We start from the raw sequence: 18,655 nt of genomic DNA on the forward strand, positions 1-18,655 counted from the left end.
AACATACCGAGAATGCGCCAGCACTGACAACGCTCATAAGCAACAGGGGATGAAAACGCATGCAATTCGATGCAATAGCACATGCATGAATAGAAACGACCGTAATTAAGGGGAAACAGTATAAAAATCCGGCTAAAAATAGCCGACCGTTCACTAGAATCGACTATTTATTGCTTATTTTTCACCCCATTTTAACGAGGTGGCTCATTTTTATAGCTGTTACAGAGTCTTCATAATGAGGCACATCTACAAGAAGAAGTTCTTCATTCCCGGCAAGAGAAACAATGTGCTTTAACAGTAGAGTTTCAATTCTTGATAAATACTCTGGAACTTTTTTATGAAACCCCAGCGAGTTTTCCCTAACCCGATATGGGTTCCTTACGTGAATATGTTTTGAGCATTCATCATATAGCTTGATAAACTGTTTTTTCGTCAAAAAACCTCCCGTTAGTTTCGTCCAGCCCGTTTTGGTTACTCCTGATATTGGTACTGGATAAAAGTTAGGGTTTATCTTTTCCAACTCTTTAAATATATTCTTCGCCTTCCATACACCATCAATCTTCTTTGTAACCTTCTCGTATGCTTTTTCATGTGAAATTAGAGATGAAAATGCAATGAGCTCTAGTAGCTTCCTAAGCTGCAACGCCTCCATTTCAATTAACACTTGAAAATAAATGCCATCAATCCTTCCAGATGATAAAGCATGAAGTGTTTCAAGTCGCTTTTGACATTCAAACATTATCTTTAGATATTTTTGTCTTTTTTTCTCATTCATTAATAACATGATCTCATCATCATTCTAACGTCATGCAGAAAGCTATATTAGGCACGTCACCCGAATAAAGCTTCATTACCTAAAAACAAGACCATACCATCAAACATGAGGGGAGGCGTTGAGTTTTTTGTTTTCTCATTGGTTCCAATACCACTAACGCCTCGCGATGCTCGTTGTTCAACCCCGCCAGCCCTGAAAACAAGTTTCAAGACTGACGGCGTTTTCTATAGTCTGCGTGGTGGTGGCGTAACTCTTGATTGACCGATATGGTTAAACCGCCCGTAATTATCCCGGACTATTTCTGCACACCCGACTAGCTCATCTGGCGTCAGATTTTCGTTGACCATAATCCGCTGTAAACGCTGAACAATAGCCATCAGCTTGATATTTTTAGTTTTATGGTGCGGTATCTCGCCTGGTATTCTGTGCATTATCCAAGCCACCCGTTTTGCTGTGCACGCTCCATCTGTTCATCTGAATAGTTCCATGCTCCATCCGTGGCAACCATTGCACCGCCAGACATCCCCGTCTCTGGTTCATACATAACAGCAAGGCCGAGCTGATGCATAATTTCATGATTAATTCTGAATACCAGACCACGCTCACTAAGTTCTTTCCAGTTCACAATCTCATATGCACCTGAATTAAGCAGCTCAATACTTAGCAAGACATAATCTTCCAGCCAGTCTGACAGGTCAGTAACATCTGTTATCCGGGCTTCAACCTTTCGCCCCGTATACACACCCTGCACCCATTCATGCAAAATCAACGTGTCCCCGCGCTCATAATTACGGTCATTTTTCCGAAACTCTGCGCGTTTCTTTCCTTCCAGCACAAGGTCGAAATATTTTGCGTGCAGCTTTACCTCGTGAATTTTTGCCATCATGTCCACTCCATTACTGTTGAGAATCCCGGCCACTCATCAGCGACCGTATACGTGAATTTTTTCCCGTCATAATTTACGGTCGCGCCACGCACCAGCGCCTCAAGCTCCCATCGCTGCGGCCTGATACCGTTCTGAGCAAGGTCAACGCGGATACGGGTGATTTGCAATCGTTCAGACCGGGTCAGTCTGGCCGATGGTGCAATTTCATGCGGTTTTAACGGGCTTCCGTTTCTTTGCTGACGGTTTGGCGTTCTCCGGTCGTGTTTTAATGCGCCCCTGAGCGCCCTCACGACCTCCGGGTCATTCCATTCGATAACACCGTCATCAACCAGATTAAGCACTGCTGCGGCGTGCTCAGAAGGCGTGGGAGCCGGTAACGAAGTATCACCACCGGTGAGCTTTCCACAGTTATTGACAGGACTCCGAGGCGCGGCGATGCCGCTTTTTAAAGTCAAAGGCTCAACGACCGGAAATTTCGGAACAATGCGCCAGTCCGTGGTTCTGGTGATATGAATATGACGCGCGCCGAGATGCGGCGCGTAAATGCCGACCACTCTCTCGACTTCTTCCTCGTACTCGTTGACGTCATCCGACGGGCTACGGGCAACCCTGACAGTCTGACAATCGCGCGGGACATTTGCCCCACCCTGCGCGCTGATATACAACGCAAAATCACCACTGTCTGCGGCAGCGCGAGCAGCCTCGACGCGTTCGTCAAACTCATCAGCAATACTGACGCCGCGAGGCAATTTGCGTAGTTCACGGTAAGCCCCCATTGTCGGCAGGCCAACCGTTTTAAATTGCGGGATGCGCCACGTTGACGCCCATGCGGTAACAGCCGCGGCAGTATCTTTAAGCGGCTTACCGGTATCGTTATCGAGCTGACCATCCAGTGCATAGCCGTCGATATTTTTTGAAATGTATTTCGCGATATATCCCGCAGCACCGCCCCGGTTAAGGTGCTTTGCCTGAAAACGGTTTCGCGCGGCTCCTCTTTCGTCACCATCCTCTTTGAGCGCATAGCGACGCATGATTTCGATAATCTGGTTACGCTGGCGTGGATTACAAAAAAGCATCATATGCCAGTGCGGCGTTCCGTCGTGGTGTGGCTCGACGACACGCAAACCGTAGACCTGTAAATCATTATCCTTGAATGCCGTGCGCATCAGGCTCCAGATACGGCAGAGATAACGCTGCGCATCCTTTGGATTAAATGCCTCATCATTCCAGCCGTGATTAAGCTGGACGGTTTTACTTTCGCCTTTTCCGACCTGACGTGTCGGGTGATACTTTGACGGCGTGGTCAGCGTGATAAACATCCCCACATCCCCCTCTGCGGCGGCGTAACGCTCAATACCGGCAATGGTGTTCATCAGCTCCATCCGGCGAATTTCAGGATTAGAAATACTGCCCATCACCTTACTGATAAGGTCGATGCGCTCGCCGGTTTCCCTGTTTTCAAGGTCACACGATTTAAGAAATTCCAGATTTGCCTGGCGGCGTGCACGCACATCACGAATGGCATGTTTACTGGCATAAGGAGAACGGTCTTTATTCACCTCCCCGACAGCAATCAGTAACGCCTCATGCCAGCGCATACGCTGGCCTTTAAGCTGATGAGTCCACCACTCATCGTTAAACAGACGGGCAATGGCAGAATATGCCTGCCTCGTGGTCATCTGTCCTTTACGGTATTTTTTCCAGTAGAGCGGGGAAATATTGAAAGCACGTGCAGCGCCAGCAACATGACCATAGAGGTGAGCCTGCGCCTCATCCGTAAACAGCGATTCTTTCTCGCCATGCGCATCCACCCAGGCATCGCAGAGTTCCTCATACATCATGAAAAGCTGTGATGAGATACGGGCGGCAAACTTTTTCAGCTCCTTGTCATTCATCCCCGGCAGGCGCGCATACTGGTCGCGCTCTGCCAGAAACAGCAACGACGCGTCGGCGTTCATTTCATGACGCTGATTCACACGCTCAATGCGCGGCCATAAACGACGCTGAAAAGTGGATGTGAGGAAATAAAACCCGTGCACCGGGCTTTTATTGCGCCGGATGTAGTCATAGCGTGAAGTAAACAGCGAGCGCAAAAAGTAAGGCAGGCGGTTAATCGTGGATAAAACACCTTGCACCTGACGCATCTCGTCACGTGTAAGGGGTCTTTCGCGCCCGACAGCCTCGCGTGGCGCGTTCCATGCATAAGCACCGGTAAACGCCTTACCGGTGCCTGCAGCAAATGCTGACGGAGGGACAAAACGCCCGGAGGCTTTAACGGCCATATGAGCCAAAAGCCTCTGAACAACGCCTGCTGAGTTGCTCAACCTGCGCGTTTAAATCAGCAAAAGACTTTGCGCTTCCGGTCAGAATATCGTGATGCATCAGGCCGGAAACGAGCTGGCTTAATTTCGGATAATAACCAACCACCGCCAGCCATTCCTGACCGGCGTTTTTACCGCTTTCCGCTCTCTTTTTCTCGTGGAGAATAAACTGAAAGCTGTCACTGGTAACGACATAACGTTCGCCAATTTCAATACGAATACTCATGCCGTTCTCCGGTAATGTTTGTTTTTTGCTTCAAAGACTGACTGGCAGGAAACACAACGCGTGGCTGACGGATAAGCCGCACGACGGGCAGCAGGTATTGGCGCGTCACACTCTTCGCAAACCAGCGCAGAAGCACCGCAATGTTTTACCCTTGCCGCGTTAATCTGACGCTCCAGTAATTCAGCCTGTTGTTCCTGAATAAAATCCACGTTGTCCGGCATTACCAGCTCCTTTTGTCGTTCAGTTTCTTAAATTCATCAGCGCAATAGCTGGCGATTTCTGTCGTTAATTTTGTCAGTTCATCCACTGAGGAAATTTGCTTGTGGAATACAGCGCGTTTAACAAGTAAATTGACCACATCAGACAGGAGGTTTAATTCGTTCTGATAAATCGCGATAACAGATTCAGTTATTTCGCGTTTTTCTTTATCAAGACCAAGTTGAATAAGAGACAAATCGCCATTTTTCATAACAGCGATTTTTAAGGCGTTATTCAGTAATACAACTGAATGAGAACAGGACATCAAAGCACCTCCCCGCGAGACAATCCGATATTGTGAAATTTTTCCGACTCCTGACTGAGCAGCTCGACTATCTCCACGCGGGATAACTCCGCCTTTGTGATATGGCGAATCATGGCGTCAAGATGAGAAGAAAAGCGCGTCGCTGCGTCGGCCTGTGCTTCGGTTCTGGCCTGTTGCAGCAGTAATGCGTATTTACCGCACTGATTTTCAGAAACTGTATGCATGACTTTCTCCAGGCAAAAAGAAGCCCCGCACGATTAAGTGCGTTAAAAACTCTGGTTAATTACTTAATGCAGATATTGCTCTGGTTTTACCGACGTCAGAATTGTCGGCGCATACTCAAACAGACTGAATAATTCACGTAACGCACGGAATAAAGCATCACGCCAGTAACATGACTCTTCATTAATTCGCCAGTATGGCTGGTTGAATTCTTTTTCAGTCAATCCGGCATGCATAAATAAAGTACGGCGCTGACTGACTGTTAAAAAACTAATATATGCATACTCACTTGCGCCAACCTGACGGCGTTTTGAGAATGCCCCACGCAATTCATCAATTGCACAAACCAGCCGTTCACGTTCGACGTCGTTCATTTCTTCAAAACGCATCGTTGCGTGACGCTGTTTTAACTGCGCATGAAAGCAAACCGTTAGCCGTTCGCGTTCCATCATCTGATTATAATAATCGCATGTCTCCTGCCAGCGAGGGACGGCCAGATGCTTACCAATTATCCGGCGCATAGTTGCTGGCTGTTTTTCAACGAGATTGAGCGTCATCACTGTCATTTCCATACCCTCCGGCTTTTCAGAAAGGTCAGAGCCTTTTTTAACGGACTCTGTTTTTTGGTGCGGATAATGATTCCCTTACGCCCCTTACCGTGGGTGATGGTGAAGTCAATCGCCCTGGGGCTTTCGTTACGCAATAACTGAGCAATACAACGCGGCTCATTCATAATCACAACCCCATCCACAAAAGCCATGCATCACGCTGTTCAACCGGTCGGTTATAAAACGCCTCACGTACAGCGCGATTAAACTCAGGAATGAAAACCCATTTTTCACCGGCACGAGCCTTCGGTTTGCAAGGATCACGCAATTCAATAATTGGTAATTTATTTGCCTTCACCATTTCACTGACGGCTGTCTTTGGCTTCCCTAATAAATCAGCAAATTTATCCACATGAACCGCATCAAGCGGATACTGAATCACATAATTTTCAGAGTCCATATATGGTACCCTCATAGGATCCAGCCCTTTCTAAACCACTCAAAACCGTTTAGACGCTGGTTTATTCTCAAATCAATGGAACCTATATAGGTTCCAGTTTTGAGGGAATTTAGTCCCTATATAGGCACCATGTCAAATGAAATTAAGCGAAAAGATTAAGGCCTTGCGTGAGGCTGAAGGGCTAAGCCAATCAAAATTCTGTGAAATCATAGAGTTACCGCTAAGCACACTTAAAAAATATGAAGGAGGAAACTTTGAACCCGGTGGCACAGCTTTGCTAAAAATCACTATGCATCCCACATTCCAAAAATATGCTCTATGGCTTATGACAGATAAAACCGCGCCGGACGCAGGACAAATCGCACCGGCTCTCGCGCACATTGGGCCAGAGTCAACAGAGTCCAACCACTCCGCGAAAAGGATTGGCTAACTCTATATAAAGATTACATTTTCACCATTTGCTACCAAGATGGTGAATACAGCGCCGGAGGGCTTTCTTATGGCAATTAAGAAGCTCGATGATGGTCGCTATGAAGTGGACATTAGACCTCGCGGTCGCGACGGAAAACGCATCCGCAGGAAATTCGAAAGAAAAGCTGAAGCACTAGCATTTGAGCGATACACGATCGCCAATGCCAGTCAGAAAGAATGGGGAGGCCAGCGAGCAGACCGCCGGACTTTGAGTGAGTTGCTGGACATCTGGTGGAAATATCACGGGCAAAACCACGAGCATGGAACAAAAGAGTTTAATCATCTACTCAAAACCATCAGCGGCATAGGTGATATACCAGTGAGCAGGATGAGCAAAAGGGCTTTGATGGATTATCGTTCCATGCGACTACGTGATGGTATCAGTGCCGCAACGATAAACCGTGACATGTACCGATTATCCGGCATGTTCACAAAATTAATTCAATTGGATGAATTTTCCGGGCAACACCCAATTCACGGACTGCCGCCACTGGCGGAGGCCAACCCTGAAATGACGTTCCTGGAAAAAGCAGAAATCGAAAAACTGTTAAATGTTTTGGCTGGTGATGACTTACTTGTCGCGCTTTTATGTCTGAGCACTGGAGGAAGATGGACGGAAGTTGCCACGCTAAAACCAGCACAGATTACAAATTGCAGGGTTACCTTCCTGAAAACCAAAAACGGTAAAAAGCGAACCGTGCCGATTTCTGAGGAACTGGAGAAAAAAGTTAAAGAGGAGGCCAGCGCCAAATTATTCAAAGTTGATTATGAGAAATTTTGCGGGATTTTACGCAGAGTGAAACCTGATATACCACCCAATCAGGCAACCCACATCCTGCGGCATACATTCGCAAGCCATTTCATGATGAATGGGGGCAATATAATCGCACTGCAACAGATTCTGGGACATGCGAGCATTCAGCAGACGATGGCCTATGCGCACCTTGCGCCTGACTATCTGCAAAATGCCGTCGCTCTGAATCCACTAAAAGGCGGAGTGACGTTATAAATTTCCCCCTCTGAGTGTCCACATAGTGTCCACACTCAAGAAATTTTGAAACCGCTCCAAACCCTTACAGCTTTCGATAAGTACCTGTTTTTACTTTTGACTGCATGTAAGTAATTGATAAAAAAAACCCCCACATCATGTGGGGGAAGACAGGGATGGTGTCTATGGCAAGGAAAACAGGGTTTACTACTGGGAACGTGAGTTGCTACTACTCAATAGCTTCAACGATGAACTTTTTTGCCATTGCGTCACGTCACGCAACTGCTCCATTCGTTGTTGATGTTTCTCGTTTAAAACCGCTTGCTGCTCCGGCGTTAACAGGCGATACATTTGGTTGCGGACTTTTGCCATCTCAACCTGACGAGCAATTTGCTCATTCGCCATTTTTTCTGCCTGTGCGCGCACAGCGTTTTCATCAAAATTTTCTGCGGTGACAAGGCGATGCATTGTCTCCAGTTCGCTAACATTAACTGGCGGCTGTTCGTGCCGGGCCTGTTGCATAAGATCTCGCATCTGCTGACGCTGATGTTCGGTTAAACTTATGCCGTCGAACATATGGCTCTGCGTACTGCGCTGCGTAAGTTCTTCACCCGGATGCCAGTTATCGCCTGAACCGACTTCAGCAGCGTGGCTTAATGAACTGACTGCCAGCGTTGAGGCCATGACGGCAGCGGTAACTATGCGCATCATTTGCTCCCAAAATCTTTCTGTCGCGATTCAACGATAGAGAGTTTACGATTCAGGCTGCAAACATGCGTCAGGGGGTGTAAAACAACGTAAAGTCATGGATTAGCGACGTCTGATGACGTAATTTCTGCCTCGGAGGTATTTAAACAATGAATAAAATCCTGTTAGTTGATGATGACCGAGAGCTGACTTCCCTGTTAAAGGAGCTGCTCGATATGGAAGGCTTCAACGTGATTGTTGCCCATGATGGGGAACAGGCGCTTGACCTTCTGGACGACAGCATTGATTTACTTTTGCTTGATGTAATGATGCCGAAGAAAAATGGTATCGACACATTAAAAGCCCTTCGCCAGACACACCAGACGCCTGTCATTATGTTGACGGCGCGCGGCAGTGAACTTGATCGCGTTCTCGGCCTTGAGCTGGGCGCAGATGACTATCTCCCGAAACCGTTTAATGATCGTGAGCTGGTGGCACGTATTCGCGCGATCCTGCGCCGTTCGCACTGGAGCGAGCAACAGCAAAGCAACGACAACAGTTCACCGACTCTGGAAGTTGATGCCTTAGTGCTGAATCCAGGCCGTCAGGAAGCCAGCTTCGACGGGCAAACCCTGGAGTTAACCGGCACTGAATTTACCCTGCTCTATTTGCTGGCACAGCATTTGGGTCAGGTGGTTTCTCGTGAGCATTTAAGCCAGGAAGTGCTGGACAAACGCCTGACGCCTTTCGACCGCGCTATCGATATGCATATTTCCAACCTGCGTCGTAAGCTGCCGGATCGCAAAGACGGGCATCCGTGGTTTAAAACCTTACGTGGTCGCGGCTATCTGATGGTTTCCGCTTCATGATAGGCAGTTTAACCGCTCGCATCTTCGCCATCTTCTGGCTGACGCTGGCGCTGGTGTTGATGTTAGTTTTGATGTTACCCAAGCTCGATTCACGCCAGATGACCGAGCTTCTGGATAGCGAACAGCGTCAAGGACTGATGATTGAGCAGCATGTCGAAGCAGAACTGGCGAACGATCCACCCAATGATTTAATGTGGTGGCGGCGTCTGTTCCGGGCGATTGATAAGTGGGCACCGCCCGGCCAACGTTTGTTACTGGTGACCACCGAAGGCCGCGTGATCGGCGCGGAACGCAGCGAAATGCAGATCATTCGCAATTTTATTGGCCAGGCCGATAACGCCGATCATCCGCAGAAGAAAAAGTATGGCCGCGTGGAACTGGTCGGTCCGTTCTCCGTGCGTGATGGCGAAGATAATTACCAACTTTATCTGATTCGTCCGGCCAGCAGTTCTCAATCCGATTTCATTAACTTACTGTTTGACCGTCCGCTATTGCTGCTGATTGTCACCATGTTGGTCAGTACGCCGCTGCTGTTGTGGTTGGCCTGGAGTCTGGCAAAACCGGCGCGTAAGCTGAAAAACGCTGCCGATGAAGTTGCCCAGGGGAATTTACGCCAGCACCCGGAACTGGAAGCGGGGCCACAGGAATTTCTTGCCGCCGGTGCCAGTTTTAACCAGATGGTCACCGCGCTGGAGCGCATGATGACCACCCAGCAGCGCCTGCTTTCTGATATCTCTCACGAGCTGCGCACACCGCTGACGCGTCTGCAACTGGGTACGGCGTTACTGCGCCGTCGTAGTGGTGAAAGCAAGGAGCTGGAACGTATTGAAACCGAAGCGCAACGTCTGGACAGCATGATCAACGATCTGTTGGTGATGTCACGTAATCAGCAGAAAAACGCGCTGGTTAGCGAGACCATCAAAGCCAACCAGTTGTGGAGTGAAGTGCTGGATAACGCGGCGTTCGAAGCCGAGCAAATGGGCAAGTCGTTGACGGTTAACTTCCCGCCTGGGCCATGGCCGCTGTACGGTAACCCGAATGCCCTGGAAAGTGCGCTGGAAAACATTGTTCGTAATGCTCTGCGTTATTCCCATACGAAGATTGAAGTGGGCTTTGCGGTAGATAAAGACGGTATCACCATTACGGTGGACGACGATGGTCCTGGCGTTAGCCCGGAAGATCGCGAACAGATTTTCCGTCCGTTTTATCGTACCGATGAAGCGCGCGATCGTGAATCTGGCGGTACAGGTCTGGGGCTGGCGATTGTTGAAACCGCCATCCAGCAGCATCGGGGATGGGTGAAGGCAGAAGACAGCCCGCTGGGCGGTTTACGTCTGGTGATTTGGTTGCCGCTGTATAAGCGGTCATAACGTCAACCTTCGGGTAAAAAATGCCTGATGCGCTACGCTTATCAGGCCTACAACACCTGTTGAATTTATTGATTTTGTAGGCCGGATAAGGCGTTACGCCGCATCCGGCATTTAAGCAGGAAGCCTGATGCGACGCTGATAGCGTCTTATCAGGCCTACTCTGCGGAGGTTATTTTCCCCACAACCGTCGTGAAAAATCTTCAATCTTGCCGCTCAGTCGGCGCTTTTGCATCGTCCGCGTCCAACTTTTCGATAATCCGGCAGCGCAGAGTAAACGGTGATACTGCTCGTCATCAAACGGCATATGCCATGCGATAGCGGCAGCCTCCTGCACGGTCACATCGCTGACACGGGAAACCAACTCCAGCGGCGCATCCGCAGATACCCGCCCTGGCGCAATTACGCTGTACAACCAACCAACTTTTCCGCAATGCTGCATCAGTTGCGCCATATCACTGATGCCAAAATGGTCATTGAGTTTGAAGCATGGCGAGCGCGGCTGCGTGACCTGAATCAGCGCCTCTCCCCAGCGGAAGATATCGCCAATATAAACATTTTGCTCAGTGAGACCGTCAGTGGAGATATTCTCGCCAAAGGCTGGCGCAACAAACAATTCTGCCTGTTCAGGAAACTCTCGCGCCCAGTAGAGATAATGCTCGCGAGGATAATGACACAGCGCTCTATCCGGCCCGCCGTGAATCTTTTTCTCTGCCTGTTCATCGCTTTCCAGGCCCAGTTCCGTCAGCATCAGCTCGCCATCAACCTGAACTTTTGCAATAGCGCTGGGGCGACTTTCCAGATAATCCTGAACTTTGCCTGTATACACATCAACGGGGTAATGCATCTGTTTTCGCCTTCGCAGATACAAAAAAGCGAGCCATCAGACTCGCTTCTCACAGGCGTTTATGCAACCTTATTTTTTCGCCGCGAAACGCGCCGCAGCTTCGTCCCAGTTCACCACGTTCCAGAACTCTTTGATGTAGTCCGGGCGGCGATTCTGGAATTTCAGGTAGTAAGCATGTTCCCACACATCCAGGCCCAGAATCGGGAAGCCGGAAGCGCCAGAAATCGCTTCGCCCATCATCGGGGAGTCCTGGTTAGCAGTAGAAACCACCGCCAGTTTATCGCCTTTTTGCACCAGCCATGCCCAGCCGGAACCAAAGCGGGAAGCTGCCGCTTTTTCAAATTCTGCTTTGAAGTTATCTACGGAACCGAAATCACGTTCGATAGCCGCTTTCAGGTCACCCTGTAGAGTGGTGCCTTTTTTCAGACCTTTCCAGAACAGGCTGTGGTTAGCGTGACCACCAGCGTTGTTGCGCAGTACGGTTTTCTTGTCTGCTGGCAACTGGTCCAGTTTAGTGATCAGCTCTTCAACCGGCAGGTTGGCAAATTCTGGCAGGCTTTCCAGCGCCGCGTTGGCGTTGTTGACGTAGGCCTGATGGTGTTTGGTGTGGTGGATTTCCATGGTCTGCTTATCGAAGTGCGGTTCCAGGGCATCGTAAGCATACGGCAGGGATGGCAGGGTATAACTCATATTCATCTCCAGTATTGTCGGGCGGCCGATTGTTAATGCCGCGTAAGCAGTTGGTTCATTATAGTTAATTAAATGATATTGAAAATGATTATCAATGCCGTACTTTTCGTAAGGGTATGGTTTTGCAGGGAAATGCCCGAGATGTGAAGCAAATCACCCACTTAATGCCGTGATTGCCAGTAAATCGACAGCGGCGGCAACAGGCGAAAGGTTAATCGACAGCACGATTTTTACACTCATCTCGTCGGAGATGTGACGCGACGAAAAATGATGAGGATAAGAAGATGAGTAACGCGATTACGATGGGGATATTTTGGCATTTGATCGGCGCGGCCAGTGCAGCCTGTTTTTACGCGCCGTTCAAGAAAGTTAAAAAATGGTCATGGGAAACCATGTGGTCAGTCGGTGGGATTGTTTCGTGGATTATCCTGCCGTGGGTCATCAGCGCCATGCTGCTACCTGATTTCTGGGCTTATTACAGCTCGTTTAGTCTCGCTACGCTGCTGCCTGTTTTTCTGTTCGGCGCTATGTGGGGGATTGGAAATATCAACTACGGCCTGACCATGCGTTATCTCGGTATGTCGATGGGAATTGGCATCGCCATTGGCATTACGTTGATTGTCGGTACGCTGATGACACCGATTATCAACGGTAATTTCGATGTGCTGATTAATACCGAAGGCGGGCGCATGACGTTGCTCGGCGTACTGGTAGCGCTGATTGGCGTAGGGATTGTGACTCGCGCCGGGCAGTTGAAAGAGCGCAAAATGGGCATTAAAGCCGAAGAGTTCAATCTGAAAAAAGGGCTGGTGCTGGCGGTGATGTGTGGCATTTTCTCTGCCGGGATGTCTTTTGCGATGAACGCCGCAAAACCGATGCATGAAGCCGCTGCCGCGCTAGGAGTTGATCCGCTGTATGTCGCTCTGCCAAGCTATGTTGTCATCATGGGTGGTGGCGCGATCATTAACCTCGGCTTCTGCTTTATTCGTCTGGCAAAAGTGAAAGATTTATCGTTAAAGGCTGACTTTTCGCTGGCAAAACCGCTGATCATTCAAAACATATTGCTATCGGCGCTGGGCGGGTTGATGTGGTATCTGCAATTCTTTTTCTATGCCTGGGGACACGCGCGCATTCCGGCACAATATGACTACATCAGTTGGATGCTGCATATGAGTTTCTACGTACTGTGCGGTGGCATCGTCGGCCTGGTATTAAAAGAGTGGAACAATGCGGGTCGTCGTCCGGTGGCTGTGTTGAGCCTCGGTTGTGTGGTGATTATTGTCGCCGCTAATATCGTCGGCATGGGAATGGCGAATTAATCTTTCTGCGAATTGAGATGACGCCACTGGCTGGGCGTCATCCCGGTTTCCCGGGTAAACACCACCGAAAAATAGTTACTATCTTCAAAGCCACATTCGGTCGAAATATCACTGATTAACAGGCGGCTATGCTGGAGAAGATATTGCGCATGACACACTCTGACCTGCCGCAGATATTGATTGATGGTCATTCCAGTCTGCTGGCGAAATTGCTGACGCAAAACGCGCTCACTGCACGATGCCTCATCACAAAATTTATCCAGCGCAAAGGGACTTTTCAGGCTGGCCGCCAGCCGGGTAATTAACTTATCCAGCAACGTTTCGCTGGATGTCGGCGGCTGCGAGTCGCTGGTGTAACGATGGCGATTCAGCAACATCACCAACTGCCCGAACAGCAACTCTGCCATTTCGTTAGCAAACGGCACATGCTGACTACTTTCATGCTCAAGCTGACCGATAACCTGCCGCGCCTGCGCCATCCCCACGCTACCTAAGCGCCAGTGTGGTTGCCCTGCGCTGGCGCTAAATCCCGGAATCGCCCCCTGCCAGTCAAGATTCAGCGTCAGCCGCTCCGGGCAATAAATAATATTCTGCAAAACCAGATCGTTAACGGAAGCGTAGGAGTGTTTATCGTCAGCATGAATGTAAAAGAGATCGCCACGGGTAATGCGATAAGGGCGATCGTTGAGTACATGCAAACCATTACCGCGCCAGACAATCACCAGCTCACAAAAATCATGTGTATGTTCGGCAAAGACATCTTGCGGATAACGGTCAGCCACAGCGACTGCCTGCTGGTCGCTGGCAAAAAAATCATCTTTGCGCAGTTTTAACTGATGTGCCACCGTGGCTACCTCGGCCAGAGAACGAAGTTGATTATTCGCAATATGGCGTACAAATACGTTGAGAAGATTCGCGTTATTGCAGAAAGCCATCCCGTCCCTGGCGAATATCACGCGGTGACCAGTTAAACTCTCGGCGAAAAAGCGTCGAAAAGTGGTTACTGTCGTTGAATCCGCAGTGATAGGCGATGTCAGTTACGCTGGCCTCACTGTGGCGTAGCAGATGACGGGCCTTCATCAGTCGCAGGCGGTTCAGGTATCGCTGAGGCGTCAGTCCCGTTTGCTGCTTAAGCTGGCGATGCAGCGTACGCAGCGAAAGAGAAAATTGATTCGCCACGGCATCCCAATTCACCTCATCGGCAAAATGGTCCTCCAGCCAGGCCAGAAGCAAATTGAGGCGTGATGCGCTGCTTTCCAGGCTCTCCTGCAAACTGCTTTTACGCAGCAAGAGCAGTAATTGCATAAACAAGATCTCGCGACTGGCAGTCGAGGGTAAATCATTTTCCCCGTCCTGCTGTTCCAACTGTGCAACCAGCTGTCGCACCTGCTGCAATACGCTTTGGTTAACGCGCCAGTGAGACGGATACTGCCCGCCTTGCTCTTGTGGCAGCAACTGATTCAGCCCGGCGAGAAACTGAAATCGATCCGGCGAGCGATAGAGCACATTGGTCAGACACAGGTTATCGGTATGTTCATACAGATGCCTATCATGATCGCGTACGAAACAGACCGTCCCGCCGGTGATGGTATAGGGCTGTCCATTAAACACATGAATACCCGTGCCATGTTCGACAATCACAATCTCATGAAAATCATGATGATGTTCAGGGAAATCCACCTGCGGAAGCCGGGGTTCAATCACCACGGACGCGTTACCAGACGGAAAAAAATCCACGCTATGTAATACGGTCATAACGGCCTCCTGATGTCGTCAACATGGCGGAATAGTAATCACGAGGTCAGATTCTTACCTTAAACTTTCGACGGTAAACCACGTAAAAAATGTCGATTTTTCAAGATACAGCGTGAATTTTCAGGAAATGCGGTGAGCATCACATCATCACAATTCAGCAAATTGTGAACATCATCACGTTCATCTTTCCCTGGTTGCCAATGGTCCATTTTCCTGTCAGTAACGAGAAGGTGGCGAATTCAGGCGCTTTTTAGACTGGTCGTAATGAAATTCAGCAGGATCACATTATGACCTTTCGCAATTGTGTCGCCGTCGATCTCGGCGCATCCAGTGGACGCGTAATGCTGGCGCGTTACGAGCGTGAATGCCGCAGCCTGACACTGAGGGAAATCCATCGTTTTAACAATGGGTTGCATAACCAAAACGGTTATGTCACCTGGGATGTGGATAACCTGGAGAGTGCTATTCGTTTTGGACTGAACAAGGTATGCGAGGAAGGGATTCGTATCGATAGCATCGGTATTGATACCTGGGGCGTGGACTATGTGTTGCTGGACCAACAGGGCCAGCGCGTGGGTCTGCCTGTTGCTTATCGCGATAGCCGCACCAATGGTCTGATGGCGCTGGCACAACAGCAAATTGGTAAACACGATATTTATCAACGTAGCGGCATCCAGTTTCTGCCCTTCAATACGCTTTATCAGTTACGTGCGCTGACAGGTCAACAACCTGAACTTATTCCACACATTGCTCACGCTCTGCTGATGCCGGATTACTTTAGTTATCGCCTGACCGGCAAGATGAACTGGGAATATACCAACGCCACCACCACGCAACTGGTCAATATTAATAGCGATGATTGGGATGAGTGCCTGTTGGCGTGGAGCGGTGCCAACAAAGCCTGGTTTGGTCGCCCGACGCATCCGGGTAATGTCATTGGGCAATGGATTTGCCCGCAGGGTAATGAGATTCCGGTGGTCGCCGTTGCCAGCCATGATACCGCCAGTGCGGTTATCGCCTCGCCGTTAAACGGTTCACGCGCCGCTTATCTCTCTTCTGGCACCTGGTCATTGATGGGCTTCGAAAGCCAGACGCCATTTACCAATGACGCGGCGCTGGTAGCCAATATCACCAATGAAGGCGGGGCAGAAGGTCGCTATCGGGTGCTGAAAAATATTATGGGATTATGGCTGCTTCAGCGTGTGCTACAGGAGCGGAAAATCAACGATCTCCCGGCGCTTATCGCCGCAACACAAGCACTTCCGGCCTGCCGTTTCATCATCAATCCCAATGACGAACGATTTATTAATCCTGACGCAATGTGCAGCGAAATTCAGGCTGCGTGCGAGGAAACGGCCCAGCCGACCCCAGAAAGCGATGCCGAACTGGCACGTTGTATTTTTGACAGTCTGGCGCTGCTGTATGCCGATGTGTTGCATGAGCTGGCGCAGCTGCGCGGTGAAGATTTCTCGCAACTGCATATTGTCGGCGGCGGCTGCCAGAACGCGTTGCTCAACCAACTGTGTGCCGACGCCTGCGGTATTCGGGTGATTGCAGGGCCTGTTGAAGCCTCGACGCTCGGCAATATCGGCGTCCAGTTAATGACGCTGGATGAACTCAACAACGTGGATGATTTCCGTCAGGTCGTCAGCACCACCGCGAATCTGACCATCTTTACCCCTAATCCTGACAGTGAAATTGCCCACTATGTGGCGCGGATTCACTCTACACGACAGACAAAGGAGCTTTGCGCATGACCACTCAACTGGAACAGGCCTGGGAGCTGGCGAAACAGCGTTTCGCGGCGGTGGGGATTGATGTCGAGGAGGCGCTGCGCCAACTTGATCGTTTACCCGTTTCAATGCACTGCTGGCAAGGCGATGATGTTTCCGGTTTTGAAAACCCGGAAGGTTCGCTGACTGGCGGGATTCAGGCCACAGGTAATTATGCGGGCAAAGCGCGTAATGCCCGCGAGCTGCGTGCCGATCTGGAACAGGCTATGCGGCTGATTCCGGGGCCGAAACGGCTGAATTTACATGCTATTTATCTGGAATCAGACACGCCAGTCTCACGCGACCAGATCAAACCAGAGCACTTCAAAAACTGGGTTGAATGGGCGAAAGCCAATCAGCTCGGTCTGGATTTTAACCCCTCCTGTTTTTCGCATCCGCTAAGCGCCGATGGCTTTACGCTTTCCCATGCCAACGACAGCATTCGCCAGTTCTGGATTGATCATTGCAAAGCCAGCCGTCGCGTTTCGGCCTGGTTTGGTGAGCAACTCGGCACACCGTCTGTGATGAACATCTGGATCCCGGATGGCATGAAAGATATCACCGTTGACCGCCTCGCACCGCGCCAGCGCTTACTGGATGCACTGGATGAAGTGATCAGCGAGAAGCTGAACCCGGCGCACCATATCGACGCCGTAGAGAGCAAATTGTTTGGTATTGGCGCGGAGAGTTACACCGTTGGCTCCAATGAGTTTTACATGGGGTATGCCACCAGCCGCCAGACCGCGCTGTGCCTGGACGCCGGACATTTCCATCCAACTGAAGTGATTTCCGACAAGATTTCTGCCGCCATGCTGTATGTGCCGCAGTTGCTGCTGCACGTCAGCCGTCCGGTGCGCTGGGACAGCGATCACGTCGTGCTGCTGGATGATGAAACCCAGGCGATTGCCAGTGAGATTGTTCGTCACGATCTGTTTGACCGCGTGCATATTGGTCTCGATTTCTTTGATGCCTCTATCAACCGTATTGCCGCGTGGGTCATTGGTACACGCAATATGAAAAAAGCCCTGCTGCGTGCGTTGTTAGAACCGACAGCCGAACTACGCAAGCTGGAAGCGGCGGGCGATTACACTGCGCGGCTGGCGCTACTGGAAGAGCAAAAATCGTTGCCGTGGCAGGCGGTGTGGGAAATGTATTGCCAACGTCACGATACCCCAGCGGGTAGCGAATGGCTGGAAAGCGTACGGGCTTATGAGAAAGCGATTTTGAGCCAGCGCGGGTAAACACTGCCGGATGCGGCACAAGTGCCTTATCCGGCCTACGGATCACCCACAGTTGTAGGCCTGATAAGACGCGGCTGCGTCGCATCAGGCATTGATTGCCGGATGCGGCACAAGTGCCTTATCCGGCCTACGGGTCATCAACAGTTGTAGGCCTGATAAGACGCGGCTGCGTCGTATCAGGCATTGATTGCCGGATGCGGCACGAGTGCCTTATCCGGCCTGCGGGTCACCAACAGTAGGCCTGATAAGACGCGGCTGCGTCGCATCAGGCATTGATTGCCGGATGCGGCACGAGTGCCTTATCCGGCCTGCGGGTCACCAACTGTTGTAGGCCTGATAAGACGCGGCTGCGTCGCATCAGGCATTGATTGCCGGATGCGGCACAAGTGCCTTATCCGGCCTACGGGTCACCAACTGTTGTAGGCCTGATAAGACGCGGCTGCGTCGCATCAGGCATTGATTGCCGGATGCAGCACGGGTGCCTTATCCGGCCTGCGGGTCACCAACTGTTGTAGGCCTGATAAGACGCGGCAGCGTCGCATCAGGCATTGATTTCCGGATGCGGCACAAGTGCCTTATCCGGCCTACGGGTCACCAACAGTAGGCCTGATAAGACGCGGCTGCGTGTAGTGGTCAAGTAATTCTGGCCACGGTTTTACAGTAAGAACGATATCTGTTCTCTGACTCT

23 protein-coding genes are annotated in these 18,655 nt (G+C 50.3%); 7 read left to right on the plus strand and 16 right to left on the minus strand.

The window, feature by feature from the left end; translation table 11 throughout:
* Positions 1-181: 181 nt before the first annotated feature.
* The 11 genes from A7090_RS05885 to A7090_RS05930 form a co-directional block, all read right to left on the minus strand.
* Entirely contained in the window at positions 182-775 is a 594-nt protein-coding gene (locus tag A7090_RS05885) for a hypothetical protein (RefSeq protein ID WP_021519103.1), read from the minus strand.
* Between the two features lie 224 nt (positions 776-999).
* The gene (locus A7090_RS26435) at positions 1,000-1,206 is read right to left on the minus strand and encodes a hypothetical protein (RefSeq protein ID WP_105273339.1); all 207 of its coding nucleotides are present in this window, start codon (positions 1,204-1,206) and stop codon (positions 1,000-1,002) included.
* On the minus strand, positions 1,206-1,658 hold the full coding sequence (locus tag A7090_RS05895) for a DUF3850 domain-containing protein (protein WP_105273351.1): 453 nt from the start codon (positions 1,656-1,658) through the stop codon (positions 1,206-1,208). Before A7090_RS05895 ends, A7090_RS26435 begins: the two co-directional genes overlap by 1 nt.
* Complete coding sequence (locus A7090_RS05900; RefSeq protein WP_105273340.1) at positions 1,658-3,943, minus strand: replication endonuclease; 2,286 nt, start codon at positions 3,941-3,943, stop codon at positions 1,658-1,660. Before A7090_RS05900 ends, A7090_RS05895 begins: the two co-directional genes overlap by 1 nt.
* Positions 3,933-4,208, minus strand: a complete 276-nt coding sequence (locus A7090_RS05905) for a DUF5405 family protein (RefSeq protein ID WP_000027667.1) — start codon at positions 4,206-4,208, stop codon at positions 3,933-3,935. The genes A7090_RS05900 and A7090_RS05905 overlap by 11 nt, the downstream gene beginning before the upstream one ends.
* On the minus strand, positions 4,205-4,429 hold the full coding sequence (locus A7090_RS05910; protein ID WP_001113264.1) for a TraR/DksA C4-type zinc finger protein: 225 nt from the start codon (positions 4,427-4,429) through the stop codon (positions 4,205-4,207). Before A7090_RS05910 ends, A7090_RS05905 begins: the two co-directional genes overlap by 4 nt.
* Complete coding sequence (locus A7090_RS05915; RefSeq protein ID WP_001754915.1) at positions 4,429-4,731, minus strand: DUF5405 family protein; 303 nt, start codon at positions 4,729-4,731, stop codon at positions 4,429-4,431. The genes A7090_RS05910 and A7090_RS05915 overlap by 1 nt, the downstream gene beginning before the upstream one ends.
* Positions 4,731-4,955, minus strand: coding sequence for a DUF2732 family protein (locus A7090_RS05920; RefSeq protein WP_000557703.1), 225 nt, complete (start codon positions 4,953-4,955; stop codon positions 4,731-4,733). The genes A7090_RS05915 and A7090_RS05920 overlap by 1 nt, the downstream gene beginning before the upstream one ends.
* Before the next feature lie 63 nt (positions 4,956-5,018).
* Positions 5,019-5,519, minus strand: a complete 501-nt coding sequence (locus tag A7090_RS05925) for a hypothetical protein (RefSeq protein ID WP_000217682.1) — start codon at positions 5,517-5,519, stop codon at positions 5,019-5,021.
* A complete protein-coding gene (locus A7090_RS26130; protein WP_001005162.1) occupies positions 5,516-5,686 on the minus strand; it encodes a hypothetical protein in 171 nt (56 codons plus the stop codon). Before A7090_RS26130 ends, A7090_RS05925 begins: the two co-directional genes overlap by 4 nt.
* Before the next feature lie 2 nt (positions 5,687-5,688).
* The gene (locus A7090_RS05930; RefSeq protein WP_105273341.1) at positions 5,689-5,961 is read right to left on the minus strand and encodes a Cox family DNA-binding protein; all 273 of its coding nucleotides are present in this window, start codon (positions 5,959-5,961) and stop codon (positions 5,689-5,691) included.
* A 136-nt stretch (positions 5,962-6,097) separates the two neighbouring features.
* Here A7090_RS05930 and A7090_RS05935 point away from each other — a divergent pair, with 136 nt between their 5' ends.
* The gene (locus A7090_RS05935) at positions 6,098-6,391 is read left to right on the plus strand and encodes a helix-turn-helix domain-containing protein (protein WP_000777029.1); all 294 of its coding nucleotides are present in this window, start codon (positions 6,098-6,100) and stop codon (positions 6,389-6,391) included.
* Positions 6,392-6,460: 69 nt separating this feature from the next.
* Positions 6,461-7,441: a phage integrase gene (locus tag A7090_RS05940; RefSeq protein ID WP_000985246.1), complete on the plus strand. Its 981-nt coding sequence runs from the start codon at positions 6,461-6,463 to the stop codon at positions 7,439-7,441.
* Between the two features lie 186 nt (positions 7,442-7,627).
* Here the strand turns inward: A7090_RS05940 and cpxP are convergent, their stop codons facing one another.
* Complete coding sequence (gene cpxP, locus A7090_RS05945) at positions 7,628-8,128, minus strand: cell-envelope stress modulator CpxP (protein ID WP_001223800.1); 501 nt, start codon at positions 8,126-8,128, stop codon at positions 7,628-7,630.
* A gap of 149 nt (positions 8,129-8,277) precedes the next feature.
* On the opposite strand from cpxP, the gene cpxR reads away from it, so the two are divergent.
* Both cpxR and cpxA read left to right on the plus strand, forming a co-directional pair.
* Positions 8,278-8,976, plus strand: a complete 699-nt coding sequence (gene cpxR, locus A7090_RS05950; protein WP_105273342.1) for an envelope stress response regulator transcription factor CpxR — start codon at positions 8,278-8,280, stop codon at positions 8,974-8,976.
* Positions 8,973-10,346 carry an envelope stress sensor histidine kinase CpxA gene (gene cpxA, locus A7090_RS05955; protein WP_105273343.1) on the plus strand — a complete coding sequence of 458 codons (1,374 nt, stop codon included), beginning with the start codon at positions 8,973-8,975 and terminating at the stop codon, positions 10,344-10,346. Before cpxR ends, cpxA begins: the two co-directional genes overlap by 4 nt.
* Before the next feature lie 169 nt (positions 10,347-10,515).
* On the opposite strand, the gene yiiM is transcribed toward cpxA, so the two are convergent.
* Positions 10,516-11,190 (minus strand): 6-hydroxyaminopurine reductase, encoded by a 675-nt coding sequence (gene yiiM, locus A7090_RS05960; RefSeq protein WP_105273344.1) that lies wholly within the window; start codon positions 11,188-11,190, stop codon positions 10,516-10,518.
* Positions 11,191-11,259: 69 nt separating this feature from the next.
* Positions 11,260-11,880 (minus strand): superoxide dismutase [Mn], encoded by a 621-nt coding sequence (gene sodA / locus A7090_RS05965; RefSeq protein ID WP_105273345.1) that lies wholly within the window; start codon positions 11,878-11,880, stop codon positions 11,260-11,262.
* A 284-nt stretch (positions 11,881-12,164) separates the two neighbouring features.
* On the opposite strand from sodA, the gene rhaT reads away from it, so the two are divergent.
* On the plus strand, positions 12,165-13,199 hold the full coding sequence (rhaT, locus tag A7090_RS05970) for an L-rhamnose/proton symporter RhaT (RefSeq protein WP_105273346.1): 1,035 nt from the start codon (positions 12,165-12,167) through the stop codon (positions 13,197-13,199).
* On the opposite strand, the gene rhaR is transcribed toward rhaT, so the two are convergent.
* Both rhaR and rhaS read right to left on the minus strand, forming a co-directional pair.
* Positions 13,196-14,044, minus strand: coding sequence for an HTH-type transcriptional activator RhaR (gene rhaR / locus A7090_RS05975; RefSeq protein ID WP_206748388.1), 849 nt, complete (start codon positions 14,042-14,044; stop codon positions 13,196-13,198). The two genes, rhaT and rhaR, sit on opposite strands and share 4 nt — an antisense overlap.
* A gap of 73 nt (positions 14,045-14,117) precedes the next feature.
* Positions 14,118-14,954, minus strand: a complete 837-nt coding sequence (rhaS, locus tag A7090_RS05980) for an HTH-type transcriptional activator RhaS (protein ID WP_105273348.1) — start codon at positions 14,952-14,954, stop codon at positions 14,118-14,120.
* 287 nt (positions 14,955-15,241) lie between these two features.
* Here rhaS and rhaB point away from each other — a divergent pair, with 287 nt between their 5' ends.
* Both rhaB and rhaA read left to right on the plus strand, forming a co-directional pair.
* Positions 15,242-16,711, plus strand: a complete 1,470-nt coding sequence (rhaB, locus tag A7090_RS05985) for a rhamnulokinase (RefSeq protein WP_105273349.1) — start codon at positions 15,242-15,244, stop codon at positions 16,709-16,711.
* The gene (rhaA, locus tag A7090_RS05990; RefSeq protein ID WP_105273350.1) at positions 16,708-17,967 is read left to right on the plus strand and encodes an L-rhamnose isomerase; all 1,260 of its coding nucleotides are present in this window, start codon (positions 16,708-16,710) and stop codon (positions 17,965-17,967) included. Before rhaB ends, rhaA begins: the two co-directional genes overlap by 4 nt.
* Positions 17,968-18,655: the final 688 nt, after the last annotated feature.

The organism is Escherichia sp. MOD1-EC7003, assembly GCF_002965065.1.
In the GTDB taxonomy this organism is placed as follows: domain Bacteria; phylum Pseudomonadota; class Gammaproteobacteria; order Enterobacterales; family Enterobacteriaceae; genus Escherichia.